The organism is Streptomyces antioxidans (assembly GCF_000968685.2).
Lineage (GTDB): Bacteria > Actinomycetota > Actinomycetes > Streptomycetales > Streptomycetaceae > Streptomyces > Streptomyces antioxidans.
In genome coordinates this window covers 1-12,182 of the sequence record NZ_LAKD02000120.1, presented here as the reverse complement: position 1 = coordinate 12,182, position 12,182 = coordinate 1, and the positions used below count along the sequence as shown (strand labels likewise).

Sequence of the window (12,182 nt, the reverse complement as noted above, 5' to 3'; positions counted from 1 at the left end):
CCAGCCTGTTGATCAGGGGTGGGCGGATGGATGGTGCGTGGTGTGCAGGGCGATGCGCGGCTACGCGATGCGCGCCTGGTCAGGGCGCGGGCCAGTTCCGCAGCAGGGCGTCGAGGGCGTCCAGGGTCCGCGACCAGCTCTGCTCGCTGTCGGGGGCGCTGTGGCTGAACCCGCCCGCCATCTCGAGGCTGACGTAGCCGTGGAAGACGCTGCCCAGCAGCCGGACCGCATGCGTCTGGTCCGGTTCGGCCAGGTCGTAGCCGCGCAGAATCGCCCGGGTCATCTGGGCGTGCCGGACACCGGCGCTGGCGGCCGCCGCCTCCGGGTCGAGTCTGAGCCGGGCCGCGGTGTAGCGGCCGGGATGCTCGCGGGCGTAGTCGCGGTAGACGTTGGCGAAGGCGGTCAGGGCGTCCTTCCCGGCCCGTCCCGCCAGGGCGTCGGCGGCCCGGTCGGCCAGCTCCTCCAGGGCGAGGAGGGCGATCCTGGTCTTGAGGTCCTGCGAGTTCCTCAGATGTGAGTAGAGGCTCGCGACCTTGACGTCGAACCGTCTGGCCAGCGCCGATACGGTCACCTGGTCGAAGCCGACCTCATCGGCGAGCTCCGCTCCCGCCTGGGTCAGACGTTCCGTGGTCAGTCCTGCCCGCGCCATAGCCTTCCTCTCCTCGACCCATGCCCATTATCCATTTGCCTAAAGCTTTTAGGCAAATTAGCGTGCGGTATATGAAGCCGATGACTGAGCAAGAGATCCGTGCCGCGTTCGTGAACTGCACCAAGGGCGAGGCCAAGCGCCTGTCCGTCCCGCGTGACCTGGCCGCCCGGCCCTGGGACGACCTGGACTACCTCGGCTGGCGAGATCCGCAGGCCCCCGACCGTGGCTATCTGGTCACCGTGCTGGACGGCCGCCCGACCGCCATCGCGCTGCGCAGTCCGGGCCCCGCCTCCTGGCAGGCGCGGCGCAGCATGTGCTCGATGTGCCTGACCGCCCACACGGGCGGGGTGTCCCTGATGGTGGCGCCGAAGGCGGGGAAGGCCAGGCAGCAGGGCAACTCGGTGGGCGCCTACATATGCAGCGACCTCGCCTGCTCGCTGTATGTGCGGGGCAAGAAGGACGCGGGCGCCGGATCGCGCCCGCAGGAGTCGCTGACCCTGGAGGAGAAGATCGAGCGGACCGTGGCGAACGTCGCCGCGTTCCTCGCCAAGGTGACCGCGTAACTCATACCGGGGTGTTTTCCCGGCGGTGTTGTCGGTGACGCGTCCCTCTTAGACTGTGCCGGTCCCCAAGTTGATCGGAGCACCATATGCGTCGTCTTGCCGCCGCCCTTTTGCTGATGACCGCTTTCGCCTCGCTCGCAGGCTGCGCGCAGGATTTCGACCGGGGCCCTGACGGGCAGGTGACCGACAAGGTCAAGGACGGGAAGAAGTTCTACTTGGTCGTCAAGCCGACCAAGGGGGACGCGGAGAAGAAGTTCCGCGTCAGTAAGTACGACTATCACGACTGCAATCGGGGCTCGAAGTACCCCAAGTGTGTTGACGACTAATCAATTCGTCCTCACTGACGAGTTCGTCGTCACCACCGATCGCCGGGTCGGCCGTTCCTTTCGGCCGACCCGTTTGCGATAGGAAGGGATTGCCGGAGTGATTGAGCGTGCGATGGCGCGTGCGATGAAGTGAGCGCTGCGCAGAGCGATTGGGATAGGGTCTGCCCGGAGGTGAGCCCGGTGCCCGCTGAGGACGAGTTGTTCGGCGCTGTCGACGCGCTCTTGGAGCAGATCGCCCAGGACGATCTGCCGACACCGGCCGAGCGCAAGAGGCTGCGTGAGGCCGCGGGGCTGAGTCAGGCCGAGGTTGCCGGGGCGCTGGACATCCGCCGGGAAGCGGTGGGCAATTGGGAATCCGGCAAGACCGAGCCGCGGCAGCCGACGCGCGCCGCCTACGCCCGGCTCCTGAAGGGCCTGGCCGCCCGGTTCCCCACCCCGGCCGCGGAGTCGGACCTTCCCGCCCCGGCCGTGGAGTCGGCGGACCTCCCCGCCCCCGCCCCGGCCGCGGAGGAGCCGGACCTCCCCGCCCCGGCCGCGGAGGATCAGAGGCGTGCGGAGACCGCCGCACCGGACGCGCCCCGGCGACCCGCCACGCCCCCGGCGCAGCAGCGGGTCCGCCCGCCCCGGTCGGCCACATCGCGAACATCGCGCACACCGCGGCGCCCGGACGCACGGCAACCCGCGACGGCGCCAACCACACCCAGCAGGAGGACCACCGCCGCCACCCCCACCGTGGACCCGCGCTTCGTCAACGGCCCGCTGGCGGTGGTCGACTTCGCGGAGGACGGGCTCGCGGCGTACTGCCCCGGCGGTCTGATCCTGGACATCCCGGCCAAGTCCCTCCCCGCCCTCGTGGAGTGGACTCTGGCCGAGGCCCGGCTGGGCGCGCCACGGCTGAACCGCAACGGCAGGGACGCCGACCCGGTGCTGGTGCTCACCGACGCCGCCGCGCTGCGCCTCGGCCTCCCGGACCGGCTGACCGACGAGGAGCGGCGGGCGGGGAGGCTGTCCGAGGGCCATAAGGTCCTCAAGCAGCTGGAGAGGGCCGACTGGCGGCTCACCCGGCGTGGACTCGGGCCGTGGGCGCGGGTCTACCGCCCCGCCGAGGGCGCGCGGCGCGCCTGCGTCCAGCTGTGTGTCCTGGGCTGGGACGCCCTCGACGCGCGCTCCTGGGGCGAGGCCGCGCAGCTGCCGCCCGCCGATCTGGCCCAGCTGCTGGGCACGTACGCCGACCGCGTCATGACCCCCTGCGGCTCCACCGCCGTCACCGGCCTGGAGCTGATGACCGCTCTGCACCCGCCGACCCGCGCCGGTGAGCCGGACGGCACCGGCCGTCGGCACAGCGAGCACAACCCCGGCTCGCTGGGCACCGAGCCGGTGCCGTGCGCCCCGCCCGAAGCCCCGGACGGCCACCCGCTCCTGGCCCACTTGCCGCGCTTCCACCAGCGCACCCCCGAAGAGGTCCTGGTGGAGGAGGCGTACGACTGGGCGCGGCCGCTCACCGACGAGGAGTGCGGCAAGCGCTATGTGGTGGGCATCGACGTCAACATGGCCTTCGCCGCGGCCGCCAACGGCACCGTCGTCGGCCTCGGCGCGGCCGCGTACGCCAAGCGACCGCCGTTCGACCCGAAGGTCCCCGGCTCCTGGCTGGTGGACCTCTCCCATATCGAGCTGGATCCGCGCCTGCCGAGCCCGTTCACCCCGACCGGGGAGCGGCCGTCCGGGCCCGCCTGGTACGCCACGCCGACCGTCGCCTACGCCGTCGAACTCGGCTACGGCGTCGCCCCCGTCGAGGCGTACCTCCGCCCGGACAGCGGCCGCTATCTGGACGCCTGGTACACACGGCTGCGCGATGCCTATATCGCCACGATGGCCGACCTGGGGGTCACCACCGGCATGGCGCCGGGGGAGTTCCTGACCGCGATGGACGGCCGTCGGCAGGCCGACCCGCGGATGGCGATCGTCCTCTCCGCGATCAAGGCGACCGTCAAGGGCGGCATCGGCAAGCTGCGCGAACGCCCCCGTGGCGGTGGCTGGCGCCCGGGCCAGCCCTGGCCCGCGCTGCAGCGCCCGACATGGCGGCCCGACATCCGCGCGGCGGTCATCTCCAAGGCGCGGATCAATATGCACCGCAAGATGCTCAAGATGGCGGCGGCCACCGGCCGGTACCCGGTGGCGGTCCTCTCCGACTGCGCGGTCTACCCCTCCGACGGACCCAGCCCGCTGGACCTCCTGCCCCACGAGGACGGCACACCGCTGCCGGGCGGCTTCCGGATCGGGGTGAGCCCGGGGATGGTCAAGCACGAGGGCACCCAGACGACGCTGTGGGCCGAGGGCGTGCGCGAGGAGCACGGCGATGACCTCAACCTCGCGCGGTACATCAAGGACGGCCACGTCACCGCCCCGGACAACGGAGAGTAGGGACGACGATGGGCAAGCTCGCGGAGAGCCTGGACAAGGCGGTGGAAGGCGCCTTCACGCGTCCCCTCCCCAAGTCGGCCGGTGCGCGGATGCGGTATCTGGTCAAACAGCTCAAGGGCACCCGGCCGGTGGCCGATCTGCTCGGCGTCTCCCAGCGCACCGTCGAGCGCTACGTCAAGGACCAGCTCAAGCGGCCCCGTGAGTCCCTCGCCACCCAGCTGGAGCGCGAGGTGAGGAAGCGGTGGCAGCCGCAGGTGCGCGCGAGGGCCAAGAAGCAGGCCGCCACCACCGGCGGCATCGTCCTCGACACCCGCGCCCGCTTCGGCTTCACCGCCGCCCCCGGCACCACCGACGACGCCCGGCTGCGTCACATCACCCAGGCGCTGCCACCGCAGTACGCCGCGCGCCTCTTCGACGCCCAGCAAGAGGGCGCCGCCGAACAGCGGCTCCGCGACATCGCCGCCGAGGGCCTGCAGGAGATCTACTTCAAGGACCACGGCCGCCGTGCCCAGGGTCTGCTGGTGGAGCTCACCGACATCGACTACATCGAGATCGACCTGTAAGCAGCGGCACGGCCCGTGCCTTGGGCGCGGAACGCTCCACCACATGTGGCGGAGCGTTCCCCACATGTGTCAGTGGCGGCCCAGTACCTCGGCCACGCGAATGAACCCGTCCGTGCCATGGCCCAGCCCGATGGCGCGGCGGGTCATGCCCTCGGCCGCGCGCATCACCCCCGCGTCGATGCCGTGCCCCTCGGAGGTGTGGACGATATGGGCCATGGTCGAAGCGCCCGAGGCCATGGGGTTGCCCTCACCGGAGAAGGTGCCGCGGTCCATCTCCTGGGCGGTCTCTTCGAAGAGGGGCGGGAGGATCGCGCCGATGCCCTTGGCGAAGGGCGCCAGCTCCCGGGCGCTGATCCCCTCCGCCCGCGCCACCGCCAGGGCGTGGGCATAGCCCGCCATCGCCGTCCAGAAGATGTCCAGCAGCGCGATGTCGTACGCCGCCGCCCGGCCGATCTCCTCACCGAGGTGGGTATGGGTACCGGACAGTGCCTCCAGCACGGGCCGGTGCTCCTGGTAGAGCTCCGCCGGGCCGCTGTGGATGAACACCGAGGCGGGCGTTCCCATCGTGGTGGTCGGCGTCATGATCGCACCGTCCAGGTACCGGATGCCGTGACCGGCCGCCCAGTCCGCGGTGTCCCGTGCCCGGTCCGGAGTGTCCGCGCTCAGGTTCACCACGGTGCGTCCCCTGAGCGCGTCGGTGACCGCGTCCTGCCGCAGGATCGCGTCCGACGCGTCGTAATCCACCACACAGACGACAATCAACTCGCTTGCGGCGACCGCCTCTTCAGCCGAGGACGCACCCACCGCGCCCCGCTCGGTCAGCTCCCGGTCCCTGCCCGGCGTCCGGTTCCAGACCGTGATCCGCAACCCGGCGTCCAGAAACGCACCGGCCAGGGCACGGCCCATCGGCCCCAGCCCGAGCACGGTGACGGCAGACTGTTCGGAGTACATGGACATGACTCAACTCCCATATGGATATACGCGTACACAGCGCAAAGGAAAACGAGCGAAGATGACACGCAGCCGTGCTCAGGACACCAATGTCTGCGGAGTGACCGCCGCGATCTCCGTGATCGACGGCAAGTGGAAGACCGCCCTGCTCTGGGCGCTGGAGTCCGGCCCGCACCGCCCCGGTGAGCTACGCCGACGGCTGCCGGGCCTCAGCGAGAAGGTTCTGACTCAGGCGCTCCGTGAGATGGAGACGGACGGGCTGGTGCACCGGGAAGTCCACGATGTGCTGCCACTGAAGACCGTGTACTCCCTCACCGCGTTCGGCCGTGACCTCTCCGAGGCGCTGGGCCCCCTGTCCGATTGGGGACACCGTCGCCTGGAGAAGCTGGCCGAGGCCCAGTCGGCACCCTGATCCAAGCCACCTCCGTGTCATCCGCTCCGGCGGCCCCTCCGACCGTCCGCCACCAGATTCTCCGGGCCGTGCGCCGGTGCCAAGTACCCACAAATAAGTGGGTACCGAGCGCTCACGCACCGTGAGCGCTCGCTGCTCCGGCCGACCCCGTGCCGCGCCACGTCGGCCAGTGCCGCCCCCGGGTCATCGCGGTCCCACTTGGCGCTGGGACATTTCGGGATTAGGTTGGTTGATATCAAGCAACCAACTCCCGACGGGAGTGATGCTCGGTGGGCTGGATGACGGAACGGCGTACGGCCGCGGCCGAAGGGGCCGGACGGCCCCGTGACGACAGTGGCCCGGGGCCGCGGTACAAGTGGATCGCGCTGTCCAACACCACGCTGGGTGTCCTGATCGCGACGATCAACATCTCGATCATGCTGATCGCGCTGCCGGACATCTTCCGTGGCATCGGGGTGGATCCGCTGCGCCCCGGGAACACCAGCCTGCTGCTGTGGCTGATCATGAGCTACATGGTCGTCACCGCCGTGCTCGTGGTGAGCTTCGGGCGGCTGGGGGACATGTTCGGCCGGGTGCGGATGTACAACCTGGGGTTCGCGGTCTTCACCGTGTTCTCCGTGCTGCTCTCCGTGACCTGGCTGCACGGCACGTCCGGCGCGCTGTGGCTGATCGGGATGCGGGTGCTGCAGGGCGTGGGCGGCGCCATGCTGATGGCCAACTCCAACGCCATCCTCACCGACGCCTTCCCCGCCGATCAGCGTGGTCTCGCACTGGGGCTGAACCAGGTGGCGGGCATCGCCGGATCCTTCATCGGGCTGATCCTGGGCGGGCTGCTCGGCCCCCTCAACTGGCACTTGGTGTTCCTGGTCTCCGTCCCCATCGGGCTGTTCGGCACGGTCTGGGCGTATCTGAAGCTGCGGGACACCGGGGTGCGCACCCCGGCCCGACTGGACTGGTGGGGCAATCTCACCTTCGCCATCGGCCTGATCGCCGTGCTGTCCGGCATCACCTACGGCATCCAGCCCTACGCCGGTCACACCATGGGCTGGAGCAACCCCTGGGTGATCGCCGCGATCTTCGGGGGAGTGGCGGTGCTGGGCCTGTTCTGCCTGATCGAGAACCGGGTCGCGCAGCCCATGTTCCACCTGGGCCTGTTCCGCATCCGCGCGTTCACCGCCGGGAACGTGGCCAGTCTGCTGGCGGCGCTGGGGCGCGGTGGCCTGATGTTCATCCTGATCATCTGGTTGCAGGGCATCTGGCTGCCCCGCCACGGTTACGGCTTCGAGGAGACCCCGCTCTGGGCGGGCATCTACATGCTGCCGCTGACCATCGGGTTCCTGATCGCGGGCCCGTTCTCCGGCTGGGCCTCCGACCGGTTCGGCGCCCGCACGTTCGCCACCGGCGGGATGCTGCTGGCCGCCGCCACCTTCGTGGCCCTGGAGGAGCTGCCGGTGGACTTCGGCTATCCGGTGTTCGCCGCGATCCTGCTGGTCAACGGGGTCGCCATGGGGCTGTTCAGCTCGCCGAACCGGGCGGCCATCATGAACAGCCTGCCGCCCGAACAGCGCGGGGTCGGCGCCGGGATCAGCACCACCTTCCAGAACTCGGCCACCGTTCTGTCCATCGGCGTCTTCTTCTCCCTGATGATCGCCGGGCTCGCCGGTTCGCTTCCCGGCGCCCTCACCCACGGCCTCACCGCGGAGGGGGTCCCGGCCGGTGACGCGGCGAGGGTCGCCGCCCTGCCACCGGTCGGGGTGCTCTTCGCCTCGCTGCTCGGCTACAACCCGGTGCAAACGCTGCTCGGGCCGCAGGTGCTCGACCATCTGCCCGCCCACCACGCCGCCTATCTCACCGGCCGCGGCTTCTTCCCGGCGCTGATCTCCCCGCCGTTCTCCCAGGGCCTGTCCGCCGCGTTCGACTTCGCCATCGCGGCGTGTCTGGTGGCCGCGGTGGCGTCGTTGCTACGGGGCGGGCGGTATGTGCACGGGGGCGGGCCGAAGGCGGCTACCAGCGCCCCGGCGGCGGTGGCGGCCGTACCGGGCGGCAGCGCGGGTACGCGGGGTACCGAGGGCACGGAGGCCATCGAGGACACGTCTTCCCACCCGGCGCCCGCGCCCCGGCGGGCGTCCCCGCCGGAGTCCGGGCAACCGCCACCGCCACCACCGGTGTCACCGCCACCACCGTCGCCCGGCCAAGAACCGGGACCATCCTCCGAGGAGCCGAGATGACCGCGCTCGACCCCACCACTCCGGGCCCCACCACCTCGGGCCCGGGCCCTGCCACTCCGCGTTCCGCCGCCCCCGGCCCCGTAACCCCGAGCCCCACCGCCCCGAACTCGGCGGAGCTGGCCGAACGGCTCCGTACCGCCCTCCAGAATCTGCTTCCCGCCCTACGGGGCTCCCGGGGCGAACACGGCGATCTCACCCCCAGCCGCCAGGCGGCCCTGGGAGCGCTCGCCACCCATGGCTCGATGCGCATCAGCACGCTCGCGACCCGACTGGGCATCGCCCTGCCGACCACGTCCCGCATGGTCGAACTGCTCGACGCCTCCGGCTGGATCGAGCGCACCCCCGACCCCGAGGACCGCCGCGCCAGCCTGATCGCCCTCACCGACACCGGCCGTGAACTGCTCGGCGCAGTGCGCCACGAGGCCGCCGCCCGGCTCGCCACGCGCATGGACAAGCTGAGCCCCGATGAGCGGCAAGCGCTGTTCGCCGCGCTGCCCGCCCTGGAGTCCCTGGCCGCCGACGGCTCCGCGGCGGCGGCCGATCCGGAACGGTAGGGCGGATCCGCCACTTTCATTGCCGCGGACCTGACCGGTGCCGAGGACACGCTGCGGCTGGCCGCACGGGATCGCCGGGATCAGCACGCTGCGATCATGGCGTTGTCCAGCTACCGGTTCGGCGGGACGCGGTAGACGGAGACGTGGGAGCGCGACTCGGCGGTGAATTCGGCGCCGGACCAGTCCGCGTGCCTGCTCTCCAACACGAATCCGGCCAGCTGGGCCATCAGATCGAGCTCGGACGGCCAGATGTAGCGGTGCGGGCTGCGGGTCAGCCGGGCCTGTCGGGTGTCGTCGAACCGGAAGTGGTGTGAGACGACGTGCTGGCGCAGTACGTCATAGGTGTCCAGCCCGATGTAGCCGGGCTCGGCCTGCCAGACGGTGGCCTTCTGGCCCGGCGGGAGCTTGCGCAGCTCGGGCACCCAGAGCTCGATCACGAACCTGCCACCGGGCTTGAGGTGGCGGGCGGCGTTGTGGAAGCACTCGACCTGCTCGGCCTGGGTGAGCAGGTTGGAGATGGTGTTGTAGACGAGATAGACGAGCGTGAACTCCCCGGGAACCACGGACGTCGCCATGTCACCCACGATGACCGGGATCGTCGCCTCGTCGGCCCTGGTGCGCAGCTGCTGGACCATCGGACGCGACAGCTCGATCCCGGTGACGGGGACGCCTCGTTCGGCGAGCGGGATGGCCACCCGACCGGTGCCGATGGCGAACTCGAGTGCCGCTCCGCCGCCCGCCAGCCCGGCCAGGCGCTCCACGGTCGGCCTCAGGACCTCGGGCGCGAACATGCCGGTGCCGGGCGTGTCATAGCGCTGCGCGGCGTCGCTGTCCCAGATCTCCTCCTGGTTCATGCCGCCACCCTTTACCGCTGGGGCATGCGATGTCCACTGAATTTGCCCCCCCAGGACCCGGGTTCGGGTTCGCCATGCGGCCGGTACCGCACCTGACCTTCACATCATTCCCACACAACACCGTTGACGTACTGGGCAGTTGCGGGCACCCGACTAGAGTCGCCTGCTGAGGAAGGGGCCCTTCGTCGTGATCGTTGTAGCGGTATTAGTGCTGCCCACATTGGTTTTGATGTTGCTGCTCGTGGACCGGGTCGAGGACTGGCTGTCCGGGGGGTCCTCGGCCACGTGGCACGCAGGCGTGCGGCGTCATCTGCGGTTGATTCCCGGCGGGGCGCGGGAAGTGGCTTCCGGGCCGACGACAGCGCCGTCCGAGCGGCGGTCGGAGGCCGCCTGAAGCCGGTGGCCGGGAACCGGCTCAACCAGGGGGCCTCGGCCCGGTGTCACCGGTGTTCCTGGACTGTGCGAGGAGGCGCCTCAGCCAGCGGGTGCGGGCGTCGCGTGCGTCCTTGCTGATGGCCGCCTGCGGTGCCATGCCGTCGAAGCCGTGGTACGCGCCGGGCCATACGTGCAGTTCGGCCTGGCCCCCTGCCTGCCAGATGCCGTTCGCGTACGCCACGTCCTCGTCACGGAACATCTCCGCCGATCCGACGTCTATGAACGCCGGAGGAAGACCGGAGAGGTCCGTTTCGCGGGCGGGCGCCGCGTAGGGTGGCACATCCGCCGCGCCGTGGAGGTCACCCAGCAGCGCCTGCCAGGCGGTCTCATGGGAGACGAGGTCCCACAGGCCGGTGCCCGACATCTGGCGGCTGGAGAAGGTGTGTCCGCGGTCGTCGAGCATGGGGCACAGCAGGAGCTGCCCGAGGAGACCGGGGCCGCCGTGGTCACGGGTCAGCAGGGCGAGGGCCGCGGCGAGGCCGCCACCGGCGCTCTTCCCGCCGACGATGAGGCGGTCCGCGTCGATGCCCAGTTCGGCCGCGTGCTCGGCGGCCCAGAGGAGCCCCGCGTAACAGTCCTCCAGTGGTCCGGGGTACCGCGTCCGCGGCGCCAGCCGGTACTCGACCGAGATGACGGCCATGTCCAGCGGGAGGACCCACTCGCCAAGGATGCGCGGAAGCACCGACCAGGCGTTGCCCATGATCATCGCGCCGCCGTGCATGTAGTACAGCAGGGGCAGCGGCCCTTCGAGCCCGGCGGGCCGCACGCTCACCAGCGTGACGTCGGGTCCGTCCCGCAGCCCCGGGACGGACAGCTCCGCCACCTCGAAGCGGCCATCGGCCCGTAGGTCATCGGCCGTCGGCCTGGGCCGGGTCGCGGCGTCCCGCTCCTGTCGGGCTGCGAGATTTCCCGGAGTGACCGGCTCTCTCGGCCCGTTGCCCAGGGATTCCAGCGCGACGCCGAGCTCGGGGTCGAACGGCGGCACCGCCATCGGCGTCGGGACGGAAGGGATTCTATGGGGGAGATCCATACCATGCATCCAAACATCCGGCGCCGCTCGGGGGATACTGATGGTTACGGCGGCTCGTCCGTCCGTTGGGCGTTTGCTGGCGTTTGGTGGCGTTCAGTAGCGCTCGGCCGCGTTCGGTGCCCCCGCGCTGGTCCCGGCCCCGGAGGGTCGCGGAGAGTAGCATTTCGCCTGCGGGCCGCACAAGGGCCGACCGTGGCCGGGGGGATACGTGGAGAACACCGGGCAGCACAGCGACTCACTCGTCGTACTGACCGCACTGGACGTGGAGTACGCGGCGGTCCGGGCACACCTGGTCGGTCCGCGGCCGCGACTCCACCCGGCGGGCACCCTGTTCGAGGTCGGTCGGCTCGACGGTACGCCGTGGCGGGTGGCGCTCGCCGAGGTCGGCGACGGCAACCAGGGGGCGGCCGTGCTGACCGAGCGGGCGATCACCATGTTCGGCCCGCGCGCCGTGGCATTCGTCGGGGTGGCGGGCGCCCTCAAGGACGATGTCGAGATCGGCGACGTCGTCATGGCCACGCAGGTGTACGCGTACCACGGCGGCAAGGACGAGGACGGCGAACTCCACTCCCGTCCGAGGGTCTGGCCGGTGCGTCAGGAACTCGACCAGCTGGCCCGGATGGCCCGCAGGACCGGTGCCTGGACCGATCTGCTGCGGGACCGCCCGCCCGGCGCCGCCCGCCCGGCCGTCCACCTCAAGCCAGTGGCCGCCGGTGAGGTCGTCCTCAACTCGGCGGACTCGCCCCTGCGACGGCAGCTGCGCGGGAACTACCAGGATGCCGCCGCCATCGAGATGGAGGGCGCGGGCGTGGCGCAGGCCGCCCATCTCAACGCCGCGTTACCCGCCCTGATCGTCCGTGGGATCAGCGACCGGGCCGACGGGAAGAAGTACGACGCGGACGTCGAGGGCTGGCAGTCCCGCGCGGCCCGCCACGCCGCCGCGTTCGCCTTCTCCGTCCTCCGCGAACTGCCGCCCGGCGGCGACCCGGCCGCCGTGCCCGGGGCGGTGACGCCCGCGGATGCGGTACCGGAACGGTTCCCAGGAAGTCGGACGGCCCCGCCCTTGCCCCCGGCCGCAGTGACAGCCCCGCCCCCGCCCCCATCCCCAGACGCGGGAACCCCACCCGACACCGGACCGGCCGCCGCACACCGCCAACTCCTGCGCTGGGCGCGGAGGTTGTCGGACGACCTGGACC

General features: G+C 71.0%; 12 protein-coding genes. 8 read left to right on the top strand and 4 right to left on the bottom strand.

Annotated features, from left to right (window positions below):
• Positions 1–79: 79 nt before the first annotated feature.
• Positions 80–649 (bottom strand): TetR/AcrR family transcriptional regulator, encoded by a 570-nt coding sequence (locus tag VT50_RS34005; protein ID WP_046086388.1) that lies wholly within the window; start codon positions 647–649, stop codon positions 80–82.
• Positions 650–720: 71 nt separating this feature from the next.
• On the opposite strand from VT50_RS34005, the gene VT50_RS34000 reads away from it, so the two are divergent.
• The 4 genes from VT50_RS34000 to tpg all read left to right on the top strand — a co-directional run bounded on the left by VT50_RS34000 (position 721) and on the right by tpg (position 4,522).
• Entirely contained in the window at positions 721–1,212 is a 492-nt protein-coding gene (locus VT50_RS34000; protein WP_046086389.1) for an FBP domain-containing protein, read from the top strand.
• Between the two features lie 86 nt (positions 1,213–1,298).
• Entirely contained in the window at positions 1,299–1,538 is a 240-nt protein-coding gene (locus VT50_RS33995; protein ID WP_079343945.1) for a hypothetical protein, read from the top strand.
• Positions 1,539–1,718: 180 nt separating this feature from the next.
• Positions 1,719–3,959, top strand: coding sequence for a telomere-associated protein Tap (tap, locus tag VT50_RS33990; protein ID WP_079343944.1), 2,241 nt, complete (start codon positions 1,719–1,721; stop codon positions 3,957–3,959).
• Between the two features lie 8 nt (positions 3,960–3,967).
• Complete coding sequence (tpg, locus tag VT50_RS33985; protein WP_046085741.1) at positions 3,968–4,522, top strand: telomere-protecting terminal protein Tpg; 555 nt, start codon at positions 3,968–3,970, stop codon at positions 4,520–4,522.
• Between the two features lie 69 nt (positions 4,523–4,591).
• On the opposite strand, the gene VT50_RS33980 is transcribed toward tpg, so the two are convergent.
• Complete coding sequence (locus VT50_RS33980) at positions 4,592–5,479, bottom strand: NAD(P)-dependent oxidoreductase (RefSeq protein ID WP_046085742.1); 888 nt, start codon at positions 5,477–5,479, stop codon at positions 4,592–4,594.
• Positions 5,480–5,534: 55 nt separating this feature from the next.
• Between VT50_RS33980 and VT50_RS33975 the strand changes: the two genes are divergently transcribed.
• The 3 genes from VT50_RS33975 to VT50_RS33965 all read left to right on the top strand — a co-directional run bounded on the left by VT50_RS33975 (position 5,535) and on the right by VT50_RS33965 (position 8,667).
• Complete coding sequence (locus VT50_RS33975; protein WP_046085743.1) at positions 5,535–5,885, top strand: winged helix-turn-helix transcriptional regulator; 351 nt, start codon at positions 5,535–5,537, stop codon at positions 5,883–5,885.
• Positions 5,886–6,163: 278 nt separating this feature from the next.
• Entirely contained in the window at positions 6,164–8,113 is a 1,950-nt protein-coding gene (locus tag VT50_RS33970; protein ID WP_053048525.1) for an MFS transporter, read from the top strand.
• The gene (locus VT50_RS33965; RefSeq protein WP_046085744.1) at positions 8,110–8,667 is read left to right on the top strand and encodes a MarR family winged helix-turn-helix transcriptional regulator; all 558 of its coding nucleotides are present in this window, start codon (positions 8,110–8,112) and stop codon (positions 8,665–8,667) included. The genes VT50_RS33970 and VT50_RS33965 overlap by 4 nt, the downstream gene beginning before the upstream one ends.
• A 110-nt stretch (positions 8,668–8,777) precedes the next feature.
• On the opposite strand, the gene VT50_RS33960 is transcribed toward VT50_RS33965, so the two are convergent.
• Positions 8,778–9,521, bottom strand: coding sequence for a class I SAM-dependent methyltransferase (locus tag VT50_RS33960; protein WP_046085745.1), 744 nt, complete (start codon positions 9,519–9,521; stop codon positions 8,778–8,780).
• Positions 9,522–9,936: 415 nt separating this feature from the next.
• Positions 9,937–10,947: an alpha/beta hydrolase gene (locus VT50_RS33950; protein ID WP_167396648.1), complete on the bottom strand. Its 1,011-nt coding sequence runs from the start codon at positions 10,945–10,947 to the stop codon at positions 9,937–9,939.
• Positions 10,948–11,194: 247 nt separating this feature from the next.
• Here VT50_RS33950 and VT50_RS33945 point away from each other — a divergent pair.
• On the top strand, positions 11,195–12,182 hold a 988-nt coding region (locus VT50_RS33945; protein ID WP_079343943.1), incomplete at its 3' end, for a 5'-methylthioadenosine/S-adenosylhomocysteine nucleosidase.

Bases quoted from the DNA above. Each gene is read 5' to 3' on its own strand.
- VT50_RS33950 (WP_167396648.1), bottom strand. From the start codon at position 10,947: ATGGCGGTGCCGCCGTTCGACCCCGAGCTCGGCGTCGCGCTGGAATCC.
- VT50_RS33995 (WP_079343945.1), top strand. From the start codon at position 1,299: ATGCGTCGTCTTGCCGCCGCCCTTTTGCTGATGACCGCTTTCGCCTCG.
- VT50_RS33960 (WP_046085745.1), bottom strand. From the start codon at position 9,521: ATGAACCAGGAGGAGATCTGGGACAGCGACGCCGCGCAGCGCTATGAC.
- VT50_RS33970 (WP_053048525.1), top strand. From the start codon at position 6,164: ATGACGGAACGGCGTACGGCCGCGGCCGAAGGGGCCGGACGGCCCCGT.
- tpg (WP_046085741.1), top strand. From the start codon at position 3,968: ATGGGCAAGCTCGCGGAGAGCCTGGACAAGGCGGTGGAAGGCGCCTTC.
- VT50_RS33980 (WP_046085742.1), bottom strand. From the start codon at position 5,479: ATGTCCATGTACTCCGAACAGTCTGCCGTCACCGTGCTCGGGCTGGGG.
- VT50_RS34000 (WP_046086389.1), top strand. From the start codon at position 721: ATGAAGCCGATGACTGAGCAAGAGATCCGTGCCGCGTTCGTGAACTGC.
- VT50_RS33975 (WP_046085743.1), top strand. From the start codon at position 5,535: ATGACACGCAGCCGTGCTCAGGACACCAATGTCTGCGGAGTGACCGCC.
- VT50_RS33965 (WP_046085744.1), top strand. From the start codon at position 8,110: ATGACCGCGCTCGACCCCACCACTCCGGGCCCCACCACCTCGGGCCCG.
- VT50_RS34005 (WP_046086388.1), bottom strand. From the start codon at position 649: ATGGCGCGGGCAGGACTGACCACGGAACGTCTGACCCAGGCGGGAGCG.